This window comes from Ruegeria sp. YKSD179, assembly GCF_059612885.1.
On sequence record NZ_JBXWRL010000009.1, the window covers coordinates 89,789 to 107,766 of the forward strand.

At 53.0% G+C, this 17,978-nt stretch carries 23 protein-coding genes and 1 other RNA gene; 14 read left to right on the forward strand and 10 right to left on the reverse strand.

What is annotated here, in order from left to right; translation table 11 throughout:
* The first annotated feature begins 114 nt into the window (after window positions 1-114).
* On the forward strand, window positions 115-333 hold the full coding sequence (locus AC2FNE_RS07565) for a DUF1127 domain-containing protein (protein WP_496805080.1): 219 nt from the start codon (window positions 115-117) through the stop codon (window positions 331-333).
* Between the two features lie 175 nt (window positions 334-508).
* Window positions 509-1,285, forward strand: coding sequence for a Bax inhibitor-1/YccA family protein (locus AC2FNE_RS07570; protein WP_496805081.1), 777 nt, complete (start codon window positions 509-511; stop codon window positions 1,283-1,285).
* A 134-nt stretch (window positions 1,286-1,419) separates the two neighbouring features.
* On the opposite strand, the gene AC2FNE_RS07575 is transcribed toward AC2FNE_RS07570, so the two are convergent.
* The 3 genes from AC2FNE_RS07575 to AC2FNE_RS07585 form a co-directional block, all read right to left on the reverse strand.
* The gene (locus AC2FNE_RS07575) at window positions 1,420-1,926 is read right to left on the reverse strand and encodes a lipoprotein (protein ID WP_170607121.1); all 507 of its coding nucleotides are present in this window, start codon (window positions 1,924-1,926) and stop codon (window positions 1,420-1,422) included.
* A 218-nt stretch (window positions 1,927-2,144) separates the two neighbouring features.
* A complete protein-coding gene (gene rpmG, locus AC2FNE_RS07580) occupies window positions 2,145-2,312 on the reverse strand; it encodes a 50S ribosomal protein L33 (protein ID WP_010441901.1) in 168 nt (55 codons plus the stop codon).
* Between the two features lie 124 nt (window positions 2,313-2,436).
* Window positions 2,437-3,141 (reverse strand): DUF533 domain-containing protein, encoded by a 705-nt coding sequence (locus AC2FNE_RS07585; RefSeq protein WP_496805082.1) that lies wholly within the window; start codon window positions 3,139-3,141, stop codon window positions 2,437-2,439.
* A gap of 331 nt (window positions 3,142-3,472) precedes the next feature.
* Here AC2FNE_RS07585 and AC2FNE_RS07590 point away from each other — a divergent pair, with 331 nt between their 5' ends.
* The 3 genes from AC2FNE_RS07590 (at window position 3,473) to AC2FNE_RS07600 (ending at window position 5,364) form a co-directional block, all read left to right on the forward strand.
* Window positions 3,473-4,108 carry a DUF1326 domain-containing protein gene (locus AC2FNE_RS07590; protein WP_170478675.1) on the forward strand — a complete coding sequence of 212 codons (636 nt, stop codon included), beginning with the start codon at window positions 3,473-3,475 and terminating at the stop codon, window positions 4,106-4,108.
* A gap of 13 nt (window positions 4,109-4,121) precedes the next feature.
* Window positions 4,122-4,964, forward strand: coding sequence for a DUF2182 domain-containing protein (locus tag AC2FNE_RS07595; RefSeq protein ID WP_496805083.1), 843 nt, complete (start codon window positions 4,122-4,124; stop codon window positions 4,962-4,964).
* Window positions 4,965-5,031: 67 nt separating this feature from the next.
* Window positions 5,032-5,364, forward strand: a complete 333-nt coding sequence (locus AC2FNE_RS07600; protein WP_170478669.1) for a GYD domain-containing protein — start codon at window positions 5,032-5,034, stop codon at window positions 5,362-5,364.
* A 7-nt stretch (window positions 5,365-5,371) separates the two neighbouring features.
* Here AC2FNE_RS07600 and rnpB read toward each other — a convergent pair.
* The 5 genes from rnpB to gatC form a co-directional block, all read right to left on the reverse strand.
* Window positions 5,372-5,763, reverse strand: an RNA gene (gene rnpB / locus AC2FNE_RS07605) — RNase P RNA component class A.
* Between the two features lie 98 nt (window positions 5,764-5,861).
* Window positions 5,862-6,581 carry an N-acetylmuramoyl-L-alanine amidase gene (locus tag AC2FNE_RS07610; protein WP_170607127.1) on the reverse strand — a complete coding sequence of 240 codons (720 nt, stop codon included), beginning with the start codon at window positions 6,579-6,581 and terminating at the stop codon, window positions 5,862-5,864.
* On the reverse strand, window positions 6,532-7,239 hold the full coding sequence (locus AC2FNE_RS07615) for a hypothetical protein (RefSeq protein WP_170607130.1): 708 nt from the start codon (window positions 7,237-7,239) through the stop codon (window positions 6,532-6,534). Before AC2FNE_RS07615 ends, AC2FNE_RS07610 begins: the two co-directional genes overlap by 50 nt.
* Before the next feature lie 43 nt (window positions 7,240-7,282).
* A complete protein-coding gene (gatA, locus tag AC2FNE_RS07620) occupies window positions 7,283-8,770 on the reverse strand; it encodes an Asp-tRNA(Asn)/Glu-tRNA(Gln) amidotransferase subunit GatA (RefSeq protein ID WP_170607132.1) in 1,488 nt (495 codons plus the stop codon).
* Window positions 8,771-8,773: 3 nt separating this feature from the next.
* Window positions 8,774-9,061 carry an Asp-tRNA(Asn)/Glu-tRNA(Gln) amidotransferase subunit GatC gene (gene gatC, locus AC2FNE_RS07625; RefSeq protein WP_170478658.1) on the reverse strand — a complete coding sequence of 96 codons (288 nt, stop codon included), beginning with the start codon at window positions 9,059-9,061 and terminating at the stop codon, window positions 8,774-8,776.
* A 239-nt stretch (window positions 9,062-9,300) separates the two neighbouring features.
* Between gatC and AC2FNE_RS07630 the strand changes: the two genes are divergently transcribed.
* From AC2FNE_RS07630 to AC2FNE_RS07640, 3 genes are all read left to right on the forward strand, one after another.
* Window positions 9,301-9,459 (forward strand): hypothetical protein, encoded by a 159-nt coding sequence (locus AC2FNE_RS07630; protein ID WP_170607134.1) that lies wholly within the window; start codon window positions 9,301-9,303, stop codon window positions 9,457-9,459.
* Window positions 9,460-9,598: 139 nt separating this feature from the next.
* Entirely contained in the window at window positions 9,599-10,162 is a 564-nt protein-coding gene (locus AC2FNE_RS07635; protein ID WP_170607136.1) for a DUF4202 domain-containing protein, read from the forward strand.
* A 37-nt stretch (window positions 10,163-10,199) separates the two neighbouring features.
* Window positions 10,200-10,955 carry a class I SAM-dependent methyltransferase gene (locus AC2FNE_RS07640; RefSeq protein ID WP_170607138.1) on the forward strand — a complete coding sequence of 252 codons (756 nt, stop codon included), beginning with the start codon at window positions 10,200-10,202 and terminating at the stop codon, window positions 10,953-10,955.
* Here AC2FNE_RS07640 and AC2FNE_RS07645 read toward each other — a convergent pair.
* Entirely contained in the window at window positions 10,928-11,605 is a 678-nt protein-coding gene (locus tag AC2FNE_RS07645; RefSeq protein ID WP_170607139.1) for a ceramidase domain-containing protein, read from the reverse strand. The genes AC2FNE_RS07640 and AC2FNE_RS07645 overlap by 28 nt on opposite strands.
* A 57-nt stretch (window positions 11,606-11,662) precedes the next feature.
* On the opposite strand from AC2FNE_RS07645, the gene AC2FNE_RS07650 reads away from it, so the two are divergent.
* Entirely contained in the window at window positions 11,663-12,355 is a 693-nt protein-coding gene (locus AC2FNE_RS07650; protein WP_170607141.1) for a metal-dependent hydrolase, read from the forward strand.
* A gap of 10 nt (window positions 12,356-12,365) precedes the next feature.
* Window positions 12,366-13,334 carry a nuclear transport factor 2 family protein gene (locus tag AC2FNE_RS07655; protein ID WP_170607142.1) on the forward strand — a complete coding sequence of 323 codons (969 nt, stop codon included), beginning with the start codon at window positions 12,366-12,368 and terminating at the stop codon, window positions 13,332-13,334.
* A 26-nt stretch (window positions 13,335-13,360) separates the two neighbouring features.
* On the opposite strand, the gene AC2FNE_RS07660 is transcribed toward AC2FNE_RS07655, so the two are convergent.
* The gene (locus AC2FNE_RS07660) at window positions 13,361-13,822 is read right to left on the reverse strand and encodes a nucleoside deaminase (RefSeq protein ID WP_496805084.1); all 462 of its coding nucleotides are present in this window, start codon (window positions 13,820-13,822) and stop codon (window positions 13,361-13,363) included.
* A 61-nt stretch (window positions 13,823-13,883) separates the two neighbouring features.
* On the opposite strand from AC2FNE_RS07660, the gene AC2FNE_RS07665 reads away from it, so the two are divergent.
* The 4 genes from AC2FNE_RS07665 (at window position 13,884) to AC2FNE_RS07680 (ending at window position 17,975) form a co-directional block, all read left to right on the forward strand.
* Complete coding sequence (locus AC2FNE_RS07665) at window positions 13,884-14,699, forward strand: pseudouridine synthase (RefSeq protein ID WP_496772738.1); 816 nt, start codon at window positions 13,884-13,886, stop codon at window positions 14,697-14,699.
* A 175-nt stretch (window positions 14,700-14,874) separates the two neighbouring features.
* The gene (locus AC2FNE_RS07670; protein ID WP_496805085.1) at window positions 14,875-15,789 is read left to right on the forward strand and encodes a 5-bromo-4-chloroindolyl phosphate hydrolysis family protein; all 915 of its coding nucleotides are present in this window, start codon (window positions 14,875-14,877) and stop codon (window positions 15,787-15,789) included.
* A 30-nt stretch (window positions 15,790-15,819) separates the two neighbouring features.
* Window positions 15,820-17,010, forward strand: a complete 1,191-nt coding sequence (locus tag AC2FNE_RS07675; protein ID WP_170610848.1) for a toxic anion resistance protein — start codon at window positions 15,820-15,822, stop codon at window positions 17,008-17,010.
* A gap of 11 nt (window positions 17,011-17,021) precedes the next feature.
* Entirely contained in the window at window positions 17,022-17,975 is a 954-nt protein-coding gene (locus AC2FNE_RS07680; RefSeq protein WP_170607149.1) for a DUF2927 domain-containing protein, read from the forward strand.
* Window positions 17,976-17,978: the final 3 nt, after the last annotated feature.

Consider the following 17,978-nt stretch of genomic DNA (forward strand, 5'->3'; position numbering starts at 1 on the left):
TATGGATCACGTCATAAACATTCATTTTCATAATATGGCATGTTGCTCCATATATATCAACATAATTGATCTAATGAAAAAGAACCATCAAGGTTAAGTGAAAGGGCAATCATTATGACCCAAATAGCTATCTCTCACGCTGGAAGCACGAAACGCGTCGCCAAACGCAAGATTTTTTGGAATTTGCTTAATCTTGCCCGGCAGCGTCGCTCACTTGCCAGGTTGGATGATCATTTGCTTGACGATATCGGGCTGACCCGCCGCGAAGCAAACGCTGAAGCAACCCGCCACATCTGGGACGCACCTGATAACTGGGTAAAACAACTGTATTAATCGGACTGATCGTGTTTTGAGGCCGCCAGAAAAGGCGGCCCGAGCACATTACTGACAGTTTTGCTGAGTTTTAGGCGTAAAACCCTTGAATCGGCGGCCACACTCTCCGATATTTGCTTGGAAACCAGCCTGCATTCGCGGGCCGGGAACAGATGAATGAAGGGAGACCCTTTTAATGGCACAATTCGACACGATCCGGACGGCCACCGGTGCGCGCGCCGCCGAGATTGACGAGGGCCTACGCGCCCACATGAACAAAGTCTACGGCACAATGTCCGTCGGCATGCTGATTACATTTGCAGCCGCATGGGCAATTTCCGGGCTTGCAACAACAACCGATCCATCGGCGGCTGCCGCTCAACTAAGCGAAAGTAAGTATCTGACTTCGTTCGGATACACTTTGTTCGCGTCGCCGTTGAAATGGGTCATCATGTTTGCGCCTTTGCTATTTGTTTTCGGTTTCAGCGCCGGAATCAACCGCCTGTCCGCAGCGGGTGCACAGACAGTTTTTTATCTGTTTGCGGCAGTTATGGGTGTATCGATCAGCTGGATCTTCCTGGTCTTTACCGGTCAGTCGATAATTCAAGTGTTCCTGATCACGGCAATCGCATTTGCGGGACTGTCGTTGTACGGCTACACAACTAAGAAAGACCTCTCGGCGATGGGCACGTTCCTGATCATGGGCGTGATCGGCCTGATCGTAGCCTCGATCGTGAATATCTTTATCGCTTCTTCGGCTATGGCATTTGCCATCTCGGTTCTGGGTGTTCTGATCTTTGCCGGCCTGACCGCATACGACACTCAGAACATCAAAACCACTTACCTGCAGAAGGCTCACTCCGGCGATCAAGAATGGTTGGGTAAAGCCGCGATAATGGGTGCATTGAGCTTGTATCTGGACTTCATCAATATGTTCATGTTCCTGCTACAACTGTTCGGCAACCGCGAATAAAATTCTGCAAATTAAAACCTAGTTGGGCGGATCCGAAAAGGTCCGCCCATGTTTTTTGGTGGAAAGTCGAAAGCCGGGCCAAACGAAAACCCCTGCCGTTCAGGCAGGGGCTTGGGACTTGAGAGAGAAAAAGCTTAGCTACAGTTCAGTGGAACCGCAAAACCGGAACTCTTACCGGATGAACCTTTCCGATATACTTGGCCGGCAGACAAACAGCCTGTGAACCGTTCAGTCTCGGATCCAAAAATTGAACCAACCGAGTTATCGACGCGGTTGCTGTTGCTTGGTGTGCGCAAGACGCCGAACAATTTCCCATTCACGGCGACCGTGCTAAGGAAAAGGGGTGTTGCGCTGCCCGACAGCTGCACCGCTGTCGTATCGCTGCGTCCACCGTTATCGATAGCTACACCAGCCATCTTTTCCAGTTCAGTTTTATCTGACGTGACTTGAATGGTCGGCAATTCAGCAAGCTCTGCCGGAACATTGGTTGCAGGCGGAATGAACGCAGCTGCGCCAGCCACTTCGGAAATCGTGCGCGGTTCTCCGTCTATTCCGGTGAACCCGACCCCTTGTCGGTTAAAGGGGTCTTCGCAGGCCGAAAGGGTCAGGGCGGCAAGTGCGGGTAATATGATTTTTTTCATGACGGTCAACATTTTGGGTCGGTTAGGCGAAGCGTAGCGGCAGGTGACGCGAAATTGCAACCCGCGCGAAAACAGAATACTTGAATGGCTGATGCGCCTCTGCAACGGCCTGATTTCCATCATCCAATGTTCGAGTGATTTTCCAATTGCCCAATGAGCATAAAAAAAGGGCCCCTGCCAGTGCAAAGTCCCTTTGAAATTTCACCATTGAGGGCAGATTATTTTATCTTGCCTTCCTTGTACTCGACGTGTTTGCGAGCGACCGGATCGTACTTACGAATGGTCATCTTTTCAGTCATAGTGCGAGCATTTTTCTTGGTCACATAGAAATGGCCCGTGCCCGCGGTCGAGTTCAGACGGATTTTGATTGTCGTCGGCTTCGCCATGGTTATCTCCTGCGTCCGAAAAGGCAGGGGCCTTTCGGTTGAATCCTCTTGAGCGTGCGCTTTTACGCCTTGCACGGACTATGTCAAGGGCAATTGCCTAGGGAGCAGCGGTTGCAGATATGCGCTAGCTGAACAATGTCGACGCACCCATATATTCGTGAATTTGGTTGCGTTCAGAGTCCGACAGTCCCAAAGCTGAGGCCAATTGATGCAAATAGTCAGCTTCGCGCTCATGGTCCAAACGAATCGCCGCAAGGGACGTGGCGTAGATCTGAGCCCGAAGAGGCGCCCCGGAATCCGCAGCCAGCCCCATCACGTCGATCGGAGCTTCTAGTTGTTCTTGAACAAAGGCGCGTTCTTCGTCGCTGATATCATCGCCCAATTCACTCAAGATGGTTTCCTTTTCTTGCGCATCCAATTCTCCGTCAGCCTTGGCCGCCTGAATCATTGCTCGCAGCATTAGCTTGGCATGCTGTTCCATGGCTGCCCCGCCCGGAGTGCCATTGAACACCGTCTCAAGCATATCAACAGTTTGTTGGCTGCCAGTTTTGGCAGCCCCCTGCATTGCGTTCATCAATCCACCCAAACCAGCAGCACCAGCCGGGTCGGCGATTCCGAGTTTGCCGATCATCTCTTGCAACCCCGAAGCCCCACCGGGCATTCCAAGCTGTTCAGCCATCTTGCCAAGCTGATCTATTCCAAATCCACTGCTTGCGCTTTGCATTGCGTCCTGTAAACCAGCCATGCCGCCCATTTGCTTGTATTTTTCAAGCCCCTTTGCCGCAGCAAAACCCACAGCAACCGAAGCCAATGCTTTCATGAAACTCATTTCATTCCTCCCAATGGATGGCGCATTTTATGGGACACTATCGTAACACCTGCATGTATTCAGACAAACCAGAGTCCGATCTGAGCACTTACCTGAAATTCGCTTTGTCATTCGGAGCCGTTGTCCACCACCATAACGCTTGAATCTGAACACGGGTTCATCCCAAGTTTGAAATGTGGCACGTTCAATTGAATGGATCACGAAATCCTGATATGTTCGGCGTAACCCACTAAGTTAAGAAGCCAATTGCGGGCTCGAACTTCGAGGCACCAAAAAACAGGCAAACCCTCTGTCGGCAGAGTTTATATGCATGACATTTTTTGGGGGCATCATGACTGAGTGGACTATTCAAGGTGAAGAGCTGGCAAACTGTAACTGCAATTTTGGTTGCCCATGCCAATTCAGCGTTCTTCCAACACATGGCAATTGCGAGGCAGTGGTTGTTTTCGATATCAAAAGTGGTCACTACGGCGATACTGATCTAGCCGGAGTTCGAGCTGCTGGCGTTTATTATTGGCCCGGCCCTATTCACGAGGGTAACGGCCAGATGCAGTTGATTGTTGATGAGTCCGCCAGCGCGGAGCAACGCGCAGCCCTTCAAGCAATCATGACCGGTGAAGACACCGATGAAATGGCGACGATGTGGTATGTCTACAGCGCCATGGCCCCAACAAAGCATGAAACGCTCTATGTCCCGATTGAACTTAGTTGGGACCGGGACGAACGCTCAGGCTATGCCAAAGTGCAAGGTATTTTCGATGTCGAAGTCAGCCCAATTCCGCACATTGTTTCAGGTGCAGCTCATCGTGCCTCGATTCAGTTGCCGAACGGTTTTGAGTATCGTCATGCCGAGGCAGCTTCTGGTTCCGCAAAAACGCATGGCGGCGAAATTAGCCTGACCTTTGACGCAACCCATGCGCATTTGGCCCATCTGAATATTTCGGGTCACGGTGTAGTTGGAGCCTGATCAGAGCCTTACGATGACCACATCCGATACTTCGCCGCGACCTGGAATGATTGAGCGGCTGTTGCGGCATGACCGCTATATTGTGCTGGGCAGCGTATCTCTAGTTGTTCTCGCCGCTGCTTGGTACACGATCACCGGGGTCGGCATGAACATGTCGGCGCTGGAGATGACGCGCATGGCCGGCCCAATAGGTGAACCGATGCAAATGGGCGGTCCGCCCATTTGGACCCTCAACTACGCTGTTCTGATATTCCTGATGTGGTGGGTCATGATGATTGCGATGATGACGCCTAGCGCCGCACCAACAGTGCTGCTCTATACCGCGTTAAAGCGTGTTGGTCGCGATCAGAACGCCGCTGTTTGGCTCAGTTTCTGTTTCCTTACCGGGTACCTAATCGCATGGGCCGGATTCAGTCTTGTCGCAACAGGCGCGCAATGGGCATTGGAACTTGTCGGTTTGGCCGACGGACCCATGATGACGATACGATCAAAGGTATTTGCTGGCTGTGTTCTGGTATCTGCGGGCGCTTATCAGCTGTCAGATCTCAAAACTGCGTGCCTCAAACATTGTCAAAGCCCGGCCCGCTTTCTATCAAAACACAATCGGCCTGGCGCTTATGGTGCACTGCGAACAGGTGCTTTGCATGGGGTGTACTGTCTTGGCTGCTGCTGGGCCTTGATGGCGCTGCTATTCGTTGGCGGCATCATGAACCTCTATTGGATCGCAGGGATCGCTCTGTACGTCGCCCTCGAGAAATTGCTGCCCCGTGCAAAATGGCTGCCGATACTTACCGGCCTTTGCCTGATTGCGGCGGGGCTTTGGCTTGTCCTAACGGCGTTTGTGACCGGTCTTTGATGGGTATCGATGGCTGTGGAACCGGCCAAATTTTGGGTTCCGATGCAAAAATTGTAGGAGAAACACAATGCCTGTTTTTATCACCTATGCTTCGTATTCCCAATCTGGCGTTCAAGGAATGTTGGAAAAGCCAGCAAACCGAACTGGGCCGGTAAAGGCGTTGCTGGAAAAGGTGGGCGGCAAGTTGCTGGCGTTCTACATGACAACTGGTTCGAATGACGTTGTCGTTATCAGCGAGGCACCAGACGGAACCGACGCGGTAGCGGTCGGTATGGCAGTGGCTGCCTCCGGAGCGGTAGATAAGATCGAGACTGTTCGCGCATGGACGGCAGACGACTTTGTTTCAATCGCGGAAAAGGCCGCTGCCTTAACCGGTGCCTACACACCTCCGGGCAGCTGACGGTATAACGCGCGGAGGGCCTGTAAGCCGGATCTTGTTCCGGGGTTGCCCCCTTCGATGACCATTCCTCTAGGCCGTACATTGCTGCACGGCTCCAGCTGCCAACCCGGTCCCTCTCGGCCAAGACGCGCTTAGCGGCGGTATCGGCTGACGCCGACCGGCCCGCGCGGGGACCCTATTTGGCATTGCTCCCGGTGGGGCTTGCCGTGCCGCCACTGTTGCCAGCGGCGCGGTGGGCTCTTACCCCACCGTTTCACCCTTACCACACGAATGTGGCGGTTTGTTTTCTGTGGCGCTTTCCGTCGGGTTGCCCCGCCCGGGCGTTACCCGGCACCGTTGCCTTGTGGAGTCCGGACTTTCCTCTCGGGCGTAAGCCCCAGCGGCCATCCGGCCCTCCGCGCACGGGGGTGGGTATGCGGTGCGACAGACCACGTCAAGGGTTCAGGTAGCATTTGGGTTTGACGGCATTTTGTCACTCTAACCAGAAACGCTATGGCTCAACCCAAATTGGTTGAGCTGCCAAATGGCTCAAAATCTGCTGATTCAAGAGGACCATTGGCCCATGGTCGAAACCTCAGGCGTACGGCGGCAAGTAATGCTTCGTCATCCACATCAGCTGTGTAACCGGCATTTCGCGCAAGCGTTCGGAAAGTATGAAACTGCTCGTCCTTAGGGTCTTTGTTGAAACCAATAGTTGAAGCTATGCTTTGATGTTCCAAACGCGACCAGTCAAAACGCGGACCGGGGTCACTTTTTCGGCCTGGAGCCATATCAGAATGGCCTATAACCCCTGAGGGTTTGACAGACCAGCGCGCTTTAATTTGACCCAACAGTTGTTCCAAGGTCGTCATTTGTGGTTCAGAAAACGGATGATTGCCGGCATTGTCCAGTTCAATGCCAATCGAGCGGGAATTTATATCGGTCTTTTTGCACCAACTCCCAGCGCCTGCATGCCAGGCGCGGTCTTCTTCGCGAACCAATTGCCAGAGGGTTCCGTCAGATCCAATCAAGTAATGAGCCGATACCTCATGCACTGGATCACACAACCGTTCCAGCGCGGCAGCGGCACTTTGCATCGCGGTATAGTGAATAACGATCAGCGACGGCGTAAGACCATCCCGGCGCGGGCCGAAATTGGGGGATGGGCGCCAGATCGGCGTAAGTGGATCAGTTGTTGATGGCACTGCGGAACGGGCTTGGATCCCAACCGCACGCATATCCGTCTCCGTCTGGGTCAAGTCCTTTACGGTCTCGTTGAGGTCCGCCGCTTGAAAGAAACTCGATTTGCGCCTGATCTGGTGAAGTGAAACGGGAACAGTTTCGTTGCGCTTTGGCTTCAAGATTGAAACCCGCTCGACTATAAAGTTGCGTGCCAACAGGGTTTGAAGTGTTCAACGCATATTGAACGATGTTGGGTTGACCGTCCTGACCGCGCGCCGGAACCGCCGTAGGAGCCACGACCTCGTAAGTCTGGCGGTTCTGTTCTATCAGAGCGGCGTCGGATTCTATGCTGCGCCGACCTGAAACGGCAGTAAAATCCTGCTCGTCCGAAATTCCTGGATTGCTGATTGGTTGCACGAGCGCGGTTTGCGTAGACTGTCCAGATGTGCTGGCCAATGCAACAGCGGTCTGGTTGGCGATATCGGCACTGTCACCGCCCACTGATACGGCCCCTTGCGGGTCCTGTGCTGACAGCGGTTGTTGTGAAACTTCCTCGGGTGGCAACAGCGGATTTCCAGTATATCCCTGCCCGGTCAGTTCCGCCTCTCGCTGCGCCTGATACTGAGGCGTATTGAAACCCGTTCCCTCGACAGGTGCCACCGTGTTGCACGCACCAATCAATCCTATTACGGGGATCAGAAGCAAATTGCGCATTTGGCTTTTCCGTCTCTGTGCGTTGCCTGTACTGCCCGAAGGCTTACCACCATTTCACGGGCTTTGCCACAAACCCTGCTGCACTTTCCAACGCATAGGCGGTATTGAGCAGGTCGCCTTCATCCCACGGGCGCCCAATCAGCTGAAGACCCAGCGGAAGACCTTTCTTGTCAAGGCCAGCAGGCACCGAGATACCAGGCAATCCCGCAAGGTTTACCGTCACGGTAAAAACATCGTTCAAATACATTTGAACAGGATCAGCCTCGGTCATCTCACCCAGTCCGAATGCTGCCGAAGGAGTTGCCGGCGTTAGAATCGCGTCGATTCCGGCGGCAAATACGTCCTCGAAGTCTTTCTTGATCAAGGTACGCACGCGGCGCGCGCGATTGTAGTAAGCGTCGTAGAAGCCTGCCGACAGAACGTAAGTTCCAATCATGACACGACGCTGGACCTCATGACCAAATCCCTCGGCTCGCGTTTTTTCGTACATTTCAGTTATGCCGTCGCCTTGTGCCAATGTGGCGCGGTGGCCATAACGAACGCCATCGTAGCGCGCCAAGTTCGACGACGCTTCGGCAGGAGCAATAACGTAATACGCAGGCAAGGCGTATTTCGTGTGCGGCAACGAGATATCGACTATCTCGGCACCTGCGGCCTTTAGCATTTCAGCGCCCTCTGACCAGAGTTTTTCTATCTCGGCGGGCATACCGTCCATGCGGTATTCTTTGGGGATGCCAATTTTCTTGCCTTTGATATCTCCGGTAAGCATACCTTCGAAATTCGGTACGGCCAGTTCGGCGCTGGTAGAATCTTTGGGGTCGTGACCGCACATCGTTTCCAGCATGATCGCCGCGTCCCGCACGTTTTTGGTCATCGGCCCCGCCTGATCCAACGACGAGGCAAACGCAACAATACCCCAGCGCGAGCATCTGCCATAGGTCGGTTTGATGCCCGTGATGCCGGTGAATGCAGCTGGCTGTCGGATCGAGCCGCCAGTATCTGTCCCGGTGGCCGCAAGACACAAATCCGCAGAAACAGCTGCTGCGGAACCGCCGGACGAACCACCCGGTGTCAGCTGCGCATCATCGTTACCGCGCCGCCAAGGGCTGACCGCATTTCCGTAAACAGAGGTCTCATTTGACGAACCCATAGCGAATTCGTCCATATTCAGTTTGCCCAGCATCACAGCGCCATTATCAGCCAACTGTTGAGAAACCGTCGACTCGTACTCTGGCTTGAACCCTTCAAGGATTCTTGAGGCGGCTTGAGAAGGCACACCCTTGGTGCAGAACAGATCTTTAATACCAATCGGCAGACCGCACATGGAAGGAGCGTTTCCCTTCTTGATCCGCTCGTCCGCGGCTTTAGCGCGTTCAAGTGCGATTTCGGGCGTTTTGTGGACAAACGCGTTCAGCGCGGCGGCTTCATCAATTGCCTTCAGGCAAGAATCGGTAAGCTCGACCGAGGTCACCTCACCTTTGCGCAATGCATCACGCGCTTCGGCTAATCCCAGCTTGTTAAGTTCGCTCATGTCTTACTCCACAACTTTGGGAACAGCGAAAAAGCCCTCGCGCGCGTCGGGCGCATTTGCCAGAACCTTGTCTTGCTGGTTGCCGTCGGTGACCACATCTTCTCTGCGCTTCAGACGCATCGGCTCCACCGACACCATCGGGTCGACACCCTCTACGTCAACTTCATTCAATTGCTCAATGAAGCCCAGGATCGTGTTGAATTCGGATGCCAGCGCCGGCAGCGCGTCATCCTCGACCTTGATCCGGGCCAGTTTCGCCACTTTGGCGGCGGTACTTTGGTCAATTGACATCGGCTTCCCTCAAATTCGCTCAGAGGGCATTTACCTGTCCGTCGCGGCAGTCGCAAGAGCACCAGATTAACGGGATCAATTTCCGCGCATTAAGCCGAAGAAAGCTCCCGTTTACGCGGTGTTCGGTTAGGTAAATCGAAATAACAAAAAAAATGAACCAATTAGTTCATTTTGGCCCTTGAAAAATGAACTAAACAGTTCATTTCAGTCTGACGGCGCAGCAAACATGGAGAAAGGCAATGAAAACCTTTTTTATAGCGTTCCTTATGTCCACTTCATTTCTGACGGCACAGGCACAAGCCTTTGATCTTAGCATGGATAACCTAGTCCGCGATCTGAATTTCCCCGATCCAATCGCGGAGCCTGTAACCAAAGATAAAGTTCACCCAGAGCGATAAAATGGCCCTTGAGCCCGGGTCGGATCCCCCTGACCCGGGCGCGTTCAAATTGAATGCTGCGCAGCTGTTCCCAACTCGTTAACATCGAAAAGATGATGCCCAACCTTGGCTCAATGTAGTCGGCGCAACGGAGCTAATAATGACCGCTCGAATGCAACTTGTTCTGGACGCCATAGACGCGGCCAATTCACAAGATCCAAATCTGGAAAATGGTACGCCCGAGGCTTTGCTTTATGGTCAACGGATGACTGCAGAACTTGAAAGACTCTTCCCAAATGCTTCGGAAGAACTGCAGATTGCCGCGCGGGGGCAGCATGTTGAACGTTGGAAACTAAAACGGTCCGAATATCCTGAAGGTCGCGCAGGGTATTTAGCTTGGCGTAAGGCGCAGGGCGAGTTCCACGCAAAGGTCGTTATGACTTATATGAAAGATGCGGGCTATGACCATGAGCAGCTTGAGACCGCGAGTCAAATGTTGCGCAAACAAGGCATAAAGCGTGACGCGGAAGTACAGGCGTTGGAGGATGTGATCTGTTTCGTGTTTCTTAAATGGTATTTTCAGCCCTTTGCAGCCAAGCACTCCTCCGAAAAGATACAAAGGATCGTTGAAAAAACTGCGCGAAAGATGTCGTCAGATGGCCGTGCGCGAGCGTTGCGGGAGTTCGATTTGCCTGAAGTTCTGGCGGCAGCCTTTCAACCATGAAATTGTTTTTTCCAACATACACCGGAGACTCAATCCGATGGATCAACTCAAACTCTTGGTGGATCTGCATATAAAGGGACAAAGGCAGGGCCCCGGCGGTAGGGACGCGACCCGGCGTGCAATCGATCTGGCTGGACTGAACAAGAAACAGCGTTTGAAAATCGCCGATATTGGCTGTGGCACTGGGGCGGCCAGCCTGATCCTTGCACAGAGCCTAAATGCCGAAATTTGCGCCGTAGACTTTTTGCAGGACTTTCTTGACGAACTCGATACTCAAGCCGTGAAGCTTGGACTTGCAGATCGCATCAAGACGCTGCTCGCGTCGATGGAAGCACTGCCATTTCAAGATGCCTCGCTGGAAGTGATCTGGTCTGAAGGCGCCATCTACAATATTGGGTTTGAGAACGGGGTTCGGTACTGGCGTAAGTTCCTGAAACCGGGCGGTATCTTGGCAGTTTCCGAGCTCACCTGGCTCACCCGAAACCGACCAGACGCTTTGACCCGTCACTGGGGTCGGGAATACCCCGAAGTCGGACTGCCGTCTCAAAAGATCGGGCAGCTAGAAACACATGGGTACGAGGTTTTGGGCTATTTTCCTTTGTCACCAGATTGTTGGCGCGACAACTACTATGGCCCAATGCAAGGCAGGTTTGCTAACTTTTTGGACAAGCACGGACATTCAAGCGAAGCCATGGCGCTTGTCAGCGCCGAGCAGACCGAGATTGACCTGTACGAAAAGTATTCATCTTTTGTGAGTTACGGATTCTACGTTGCGCGCAAATTGCCGGACTGACCGTTACGCCTTAACAGCGATCGAAGATACACCTCGATCATCCATCCCAACATCGTTGCATTCAGTATGTGCCACATAAAATGCGTGCCAACTGAAAAAGAGCCACATAGCGGTTCGTCTAATGCGCGGAAAGTTATAGATGCTATCAGGATGACAGCGCCCAACGCCAAGCCGCGTGCCGTACCTGGCGCTCGGTGGCGTAATAAGGCTGCGTAGATCAATATTAATAACGGAATAGGGGCATAACTCGCCGAGCCGCCAAGACCGGGTATCGTTTGAAACAATGGGAGCGTCACAGCGACGAAAGGGAAAAACAGCAGCGTGAGTGCTGCCGCGAGCCAGGGTTTCAACCCCCAAACATCCCGGTTTATTGCAAAAATATATACCAGCACAAACATCAGAATAGGTGTGACATCTGCGACCGCGGCCCAAACCTGAGCATGCGTGTGAAATAAAAAACTGCCAACACCGATTCCAGCCAGAATTGCAATCAAAAGATAGGCTAGAGGTGCCTTCTGACCGGCAACACGGCTCCACATAATGAAGGCCGAAATCAGAAATGCTAAATTCGTCACGGCATTTATTGGTTCGGCCCAATAAGCAGGCGACAGCCGCTCACAGTATCCATCAATATATTCTGACCATTCCATAGATTTTTACATAGCGGATGCTAGGCTGAGACCAAGCTGTATGTTGGAGGATTCTTGATGAATATCATTTGGCTGGGACATGGAAGCTTCAGAATTGAAACCGAAGGTCAGGTTTTTCTGATTGATCCATGGTTGACCGGAAACCCTTCTCTGCCAGAGGCGCAGCACGATGACGCAGTTGAAGGCGCGACGCATATTCTTTTGACACATACGCATTTTGACCATGTGGTCGATGTGCTGCCACTGGCAAAGCACTTGGGTATTCCCGTGGTCGGCCAATACGACCTGATGGGCTATTGGGCCGAAGCCGAAAACATCGAAACCGTCGGATTTAACAAAGGTGGAACCGTCAACCTGAACGGCATAAAAGTTACCATGGTACCGGCATCACACAGTTCAACCTTTTCCACTCCGGAAGGATTGCGAACAGGCGGTTCAGAGGTTGGTTTTATTATCGCTGCCGAGGGACGTACGGTTTATGTTTCGGGCGACACAGACATAATGGCCGACATGGATTGGATGGGCGACTATTATCAACCCGATATCGGAATTTTGTCGGCTGGCGGTCATTTCACAATGGACATGAGAGGGGCTGCATATGCGGCTAAACGGTTTTTCAAATTCAAAACGGTAATACCCTGCCACTACAAAACCTTTCCGATCCTTGAGCAGACGGCTCAGGATCTGATTGATGGTCTGCCCGGTGTGGATGTGATCGAACCAGAAGTTATGCAGGCAATCAGGTTGTAGGTTCAGCTTTATGAGCAAGATAACTCCGTCGCCGGAACTGGCCGCAGTTGTGCGCAGATGGAACCTTGCCGTTCAGAACCAGGACCAAGCAGTCTTGATGAACATGTTGTCGAAATCAGAGCACTTGCGGTATCAGGGCTCTGCAGACGGTGAGTGTTGGTCCGGAACTGTGTTTCGGGACGGATTTGCAGATCATGTAAGGGAAATTCCGGAATTCGACTGGGATGAACACAGCTTGGAAGCCTTTGAATGTGGCGAAGTTGGCTGGGCCCATTGTTCTGCGACGCTCACTTTTGCAAGTAATGGAAATTCGACGCCCCATCGGTTCACATTTGTGCTGAATTTAGAAGACGGCATCTGGAAAATGGTACAGCTGCATGTGTCCAACCCTATGTCCAACCTGGAGAAGATTGGTGTGGAACATGAGGCACTTAACGCCCTTGTCGAAGCTGCGCGTATCGGATTTCAGCAAGATCAGAGCGATGGTATAGCCTCAGTCATGTTTACCGACATCGCAGATTCTTCTGAACTGACACGCAAACTAGGCGACCATGAATGGGCGGATATAATCTCAAGGCACTTGGAACTGGCCGAAGGAATCATAGTTTCGCACCGGGGAAGATTGGTCAAATCGCTCGGTGACGGCACAATGTCTATCTTTACTTCCGTACAAGATTCGGTGGACGCGGCGGTGAACCTTCAGCGACGCAATGCGTCAATCGACACTGCGAAGATTTTGCGCCTACGGATCGGCATTCACACCGGTGAAGTTATCCAAAAGGATGAAGATTTTTTTGGAACAGTTGTCAATAAAGCGGCACGCGTTACAGATGTCAGCGGTCCAAACGAAATTCATGTTTCGGATGTTACGCGCCTGATGCTCGATACAGATCCTAATGGGTGGTTCGGTCCACCAAAACCTGTCTTGCTGAAAGGGTTCGGAGGCCGCCAAACGGTGTACAGTCTTAATTGGACGTGAACAGTTTTCACCTTTCAAGGGGCTTACTAGTTATTTCCGGCGCGTTTTTCTGCAAAAAACGATTTGAGCAGTTTTTCACATTCCTTGGCAGCGATCCCGTCATAAACCTCGGGAACATGATGGGACTGAGGGTGTATAAACACCCGGGCGCCATGGGCGACGCCACCAGATTTCGGATCAGACGCACCATAATAGATACGCCTGATGCGTGCGGCCGCCATTGCCGCAGCGCACATAGCGCATGGCTCCAGCGTTACATAAAGATCGAAACCCGACAGGCGCTCAGACTCAGTGACAGCGCAGGCTTCCCGCAGGGCTAGTATTTCGGCATGCGCAGTGGGATCCTTCAATTCGCGCGTCCGGTTTCCAGCCTTCGCCACGACGCTTCCACTGGGTGACACGACCACAGCTCCAACCGGAACTTCGCCGCGATCTGCTGCGGCACGCGCCTGTTCCAACGCCAATTCCATATGCGATCTGAACATCATGCTTCTGACTGCCTCAGAAACCTGGCTTTCGCAAGCCGTCGGGATAGGTTAAGGCCGGGGAATGAGAAACACCCCTCCTCCAGGCGACCGGATCGCCAAGGTTCTTGCACGCGCAGGCGTCGCCTCTCGTCGCGAGGCAGAGCGGATGATCAATGCAGGCCGCGTCGCCGTCAATGGCAAGACAATCGACAGCCCTGCACTAAACGTGACGGTCAATGACAAGATCATTGTCGATGGCAAACCGATTTCTGAACCGGAACCAACTCGTCTTTGGCTATATCACAAACCTCCGGGTTTGGTTACATCCACGCGAGATGAGAAAGGCCGAGCAACAATTTATGACAGCTTACCCGAAGATATGCCGCGGGTTATGAGCATTGGCCGTTTGGACCTAAACTCGGAAGGGTTGTTGTTGCTAACCAATGACGGCGGCATAAAGCGCAAGCTTGAATTACCTTCGACAGGCTGGCTGCGAAAGTACCGGGTGCGTGTAAACGGACGACCAAAAGACGAGGATTTCGCGCCGTTGCGTAACGGCCTGGTAGTTGAGGGTGAGCGGTTTCAACCCATGACAGTGACTTTAGACCGACAGCAAGGGGCCAATGCGTGGCTTACCGTTGGCCTGCGAGAAGGGAAAAACCGGGAGATTCGACGCGCGATGGAAGACATCGGTTTTGCCGTCAACAGGTTGTTGCGTGTTTCATATGGACCATTTCAACTGGGCGCGCTTAAGGCAGGCGAAGTCGAGGAAGTTCGCCGTCGTGTCATGCGCGATCAGCTGGGTCTGGATGAAGGGGCAAAACCTGGCAACCCTTCAAAGCGTCCGGTCCGGCCGCAACGCAAACGTGCGACCGTAAGCAAGAAACATCGCAATTGACGACGGTTTGTAAACCTTCCCCCTAGCGCCAAGCCCTCGCTTCCACTAAATTTTCCTAGGAAACTGTGATGAGGGGGCATCATGTCCGGTTCCGGAGTTCAAAAATTCGCTTATGTGGCGTTGTTGGTGGTGATGTTTGGCGTTTGCACCGGCCTGCTGGGAGGCTTGTAACAGCATGGCTAAGCGGTATGGCGGGAAATTCAGCCCTCAGGGCGGGTCCGAGCCGGACGCACAGCCTCCGCGCGGACAGTTTGACGGTGCACGCGTCGAACCCGCAGGCGCACGCGCGAACGTCTTGTTTGTACCAGCTATTCCACTTGTATTTTTGTCCCTAAATGATGGTGCTATTGGCATGACCATCGGACTAGTGGCAGCAGGTTTGCTGACGGCTGCGGCTTTTCTGCTGCGCGAAGGATTGCGTGCCGAGGCAGCTTATAACGAACGACGGACGGCCCGGCGCCCTGCTTTTCCCCGAAAGATCAGTGCAAGTGTTCTGACTGGTTTGGGAGTTGCGCTAGCATCTTACCGAACTGAATTGATAAGCACAGACGCCGCCATGCAGGCGAGCTTGCTGGCTCCGATCTTGTTTGGTGGAGTCGCGACCGTTTTGCACTCGGTTTCGTTTGGCCTTGATCCGATGAAGGACAAGGGCATGGAAGGAATAGACACTTTCCAGCAAGACCGCGTAGCCCGGGTCGTTGAAGATGCGGAAACACATCTGTCTGAAATGACGGGTGCCATAAAACGGGCCGGAGATCGTAGGATCGAAGCACGTGTAGAAAAATTTCAGACAACAGCCCGAGATCTGTTTCGCACGGTCGAGGAAGATCCGCGCGACTTGGCGGGTGCACGAAAATACCTGACGGTGTATCTGCAGGGCGCACGCGACGCGACGGTAAAGTTCGCAGATGTTTACGCCCGAACGCGCGACCCCCAAGCGTTAGCAGATTACTCGGCTTTACTGGACGATCTTGAACAGAATTTCGCGGCGCGAACCAGAAAAATGTTATTGGATGATAGAAGCGACCTGACGGTCGAAATTGATGTGTTGCGCGAAAGGTTGCAGCGCGAAGGAGTCCGGCTTGACTGACCGGCCAATATTTGAGCGAGGATTTACCCAATGTCCGAAGACATCAAGAACAAGGCCGTTGAAACAGAAACTCTGGTTCAGGAAGTGACAGCCGTCGCGCTGCCTGAACCACAGGCCGAAGTCGTTACGCTGGAAGAGGCTGACGAAGCCGTCAGTGCAGAGATCCGAAAACGCATGGACGAGATCGACATGGACAACACAAACTCGATCGTTGCTTTTGGATCTTCAGCCCAAGCAGAACTGCAGGAAATCAGCCAGGCCATGCTGGCAGATGTGAAGAACAAGGATGTAGGGCCTGCTGGTGATAGCCTTCGTAACATCGTAACCACCATTCGGGGGTTTTCGGTCAGCGAACTTGATGTTCGTCGCGAACGCAGCTGGTGGGAAAAATTGTTGGGCAGAGCCGCTCCATTTGCCAAGTTCACCGCCCAGTACGAAGAAGTTCAGAACCAGATCGACAGGATCACTGACGATTTGTTGGGGCATGAACATACCTTGCTAAAAGACATCAAATCACTGGATTTACTCTACGAAAAGACCTTGGGATTTTATGATGAACTGGCGCTTTATATTGCTGCCGGCGAAGAAAAACTGACTGAACTGGACAGCCACGATATTCCTGAAAAAGAAGCTGAGGTCGAGGCCGCCCCAGAGGACGAACAGGTAATGAAAGCGCAGGAATTGCGCGACCTGCGCGCTGCACGAGATGATCTGGAACGCCGCGTTCACGATCTGAAATTGACACGGCAAGTAACAATGCAATCTCTGCCCTCGATCCGACTGGTGCAGGAAAATGACAAATCGCTTGTTACCAAGATCAATTCCACGCTGGTAAACACTGTTCCACTTTGGGAAACCCAATTGGCGCAAGCCGTGACGATCCAACGAAGCGCCGAAGCTGCGGCGGCAGTCCGGGATGCAAACGATCTTACGAATGAGTTGCTGACGTCGAACGCGGCCAACCTGCGGCAGTCAAACAAAATGATCCGAGAAGAGATGGAGCGTGGCGTTTTCGATATTGAGGCTGTTAAAAAGGCCAACGCTGACTTGATTGGCACGATCAACGAAAGCCTGGCAATCGCAGATGAGGGCAAAGCCAGACGAGCTGCTGCTGAGGAAGAATTGCAAAAAATGGAGGCGGAACTGCGCGATACACTGGCATCTGCCAAAGCTCGCAAGGACGGTCTGGGCGACACCGCCAACACAGCAGTCCCCAGCTGAGGTTGGGGGCCATGGTCCCGAAAGGACATCAATTTAGATTGACCTTTGGGGTCATTGCCCTGCTGGTGGTGGCAGGGTGCGAAGACGTGGTTCCAACCGTCACCGCGCCCCAACCCGAACCCGTCCAAACTGTTGAAACAGCCAATGCTTACGTGCCGCCATCGGCGGCCAGTCAGGATTTGGCAAGGTTCTACAAGCGAGTAGAACGCGATTTGCAAACGCGCGGACTGCTAAGGACCGACGGGGGCGGGCCTGACACACCGTACGAAGCCGATGATCTGGCCAGAAACTTCGAAACAATCGCTTTTTACAGCGAATACCCGGACGATATTGCCTCGGTTGGCGCCCGGCGGACAGACGGGCAACTGAGCCGCTGGTCAGGCCCCGTGCGCATCCAGCCCGAATTTGGTCCCTCGGTCCCACCGGAAGTGCGAAACAAGGATCGGGAGGACGTTTCCAATTATTCCAAGAGATTGGCCAGATTGACCGGTCATCCTATTTCGACCGTCAGTCGAAACGGAAACTTTCATGTGTTTTTTGCGGGCAAGGATGACGGTAGCTATGTCGTTGGTCGCCTCAAACAGTTAGTCCCGAATATTGGACAAAGCACCTTGGACCTGATCGCTAATCCGCGCCCTTCTTTTGACTGTTTTGTATTCGCTTCCGCCACGAACTCGGCGCCGAACGTTTATGTGCGTGCTGTCGCATTAATTCGGGCCGAACTACCCGATCTTGTGCGGTTAAGCTGCATCCACGAAGAAATCGCGCAAGGTTTGGGCCTGCCAAACGACAGCCCGGCTGCCCGGCCTTCGATATTCAATGACGACGATGAATTTGCGTTACTGACAAGTCATGACGAACATCTGCTGAAATTATTGTACGATCGACGTTTGCAACCAGGCGTCTCGGTGGAAGACGCACGTCCAGTGGTGCGGAACATTACCCGTGAATTGATGGGGTTATAACGT

Excerpts from the sequence above, each read along its gene's own strand:
- AC2FNE_RS07680 (WP_170607149.1), top strand. The coding sequence starts at position 17,022 with ATGGTCCCGAAAGGACATCAATTTAGATTGACCTTTGGGGTCATTGCC.
- AC2FNE_RS07570 (WP_496805081.1), top strand. The coding sequence starts at position 509 with ATGGCACAATTCGACACGATCCGGACGGCCACCGGTGCGCGCGCCGCC.
- AC2FNE_RS07660 (WP_496805084.1), bottom strand. The coding sequence starts at position 13,822 with ATGATGTTCAGATCGCATATGGAATTGGCGTTGGAACAGGCGCGTGCC.
- AC2FNE_RS07645 (WP_170607139.1), bottom strand. The coding sequence starts at position 11,605 with ATGGAATGGTCAGAATATATTGATGGATACTGTGAGCGGCTGTCGCCT.
- AC2FNE_RS07655 (WP_170607142.1), top strand. The coding sequence starts at position 12,366 with ATGAGCAAGATAACTCCGTCGCCGGAACTGGCCGCAGTTGTGCGCAGA.
- gatA (WP_170607132.1), bottom strand. The coding sequence starts at position 8,770 with ATGAGCGAACTTAACAAGCTGGGATTAGCCGAAGCGCGTGATGCATTG.
- gatC (WP_170478658.1), bottom strand. The coding sequence starts at position 9,061 with ATGTCAATTGACCAAAGTACCGCCGCCAAAGTGGCGAAACTGGCCCGG.
- AC2FNE_RS07670 (WP_496805085.1), top strand. The coding sequence starts at position 14,875 with ATGGCTAAGCGGTATGGCGGGAAATTCAGCCCTCAGGGCGGGTCCGAG.
- AC2FNE_RS07635 (WP_170607136.1), top strand. The coding sequence starts at position 9,599 with ATGACCGCTCGAATGCAACTTGTTCTGGACGCCATAGACGCGGCCAAT.
- rpmG (WP_010441901.1), bottom strand. The coding sequence starts at position 2,312 with ATGGCGAAGCCGACGACAATCAAAATCCGTCTGAACTCGACCGCGGGC.
- AC2FNE_RS07675 (WP_170610848.1), top strand. The coding sequence starts at position 15,820 with ATGTCCGAAGACATCAAGAACAAGGCCGTTGAAACAGAAACTCTGGTT.
- AC2FNE_RS07600 (WP_170478669.1), top strand. The coding sequence starts at position 5,032 with ATGCCTGTTTTTATCACCTATGCTTCGTATTCCCAATCTGGCGTTCAA.
- AC2FNE_RS07630 (WP_170607134.1), top strand. The coding sequence starts at position 9,301 with ATGAAAACCTTTTTTATAGCGTTCCTTATGTCCACTTCATTTCTGACG.
- AC2FNE_RS07615 (WP_170607130.1), bottom strand. The coding sequence starts at position 7,239 with ATGCGCAATTTGCTTCTGATCCCCGTAATAGGATTGATTGGTGCGTGC.
- AC2FNE_RS07665 (WP_496772738.1), top strand. The coding sequence starts at position 13,884 with ATGAGAAACACCCCTCCTCCAGGCGACCGGATCGCCAAGGTTCTTGCA.
- AC2FNE_RS07650 (WP_170607141.1), top strand. The coding sequence starts at position 11,663 with ATGAATATCATTTGGCTGGGACATGGAAGCTTCAGAATTGAAACCGAA.
- AC2FNE_RS07610 (WP_170607127.1), bottom strand. The coding sequence starts at position 6,581 with ATGCGTGCGGTTGGGATCCAAGCCCGTTCCGCAGTGCCATCAACAACT.
- AC2FNE_RS07595 (WP_496805083.1), top strand. The coding sequence starts at position 4,122 with ATGACCACATCCGATACTTCGCCGCGACCTGGAATGATTGAGCGGCTG.
- AC2FNE_RS07585 (WP_496805082.1), bottom strand. The coding sequence starts at position 3,141 with ATGAGTTTCATGAAAGCATTGGCTTCGGTTGCTGTGGGTTTTGCTGCG.
- AC2FNE_RS07640 (WP_170607138.1), top strand. The coding sequence starts at position 10,200 with ATGGATCAACTCAAACTCTTGGTGGATCTGCATATAAAGGGACAAAGG.
- AC2FNE_RS07590 (WP_170478675.1), top strand. The coding sequence starts at position 3,473 with ATGACTGAGTGGACTATTCAAGGTGAAGAGCTGGCAAACTGTAACTGC.
- AC2FNE_RS07565 (WP_496805080.1), top strand. The coding sequence starts at position 115 with ATGACCCAAATAGCTATCTCTCACGCTGGAAGCACGAAACGCGTCGCC.
- AC2FNE_RS07575 (WP_170607121.1), bottom strand. The coding sequence starts at position 1,926 with ATGAAAAAAATCATATTACCCGCACTTGCCGCCCTGACCCTTTCGGCC.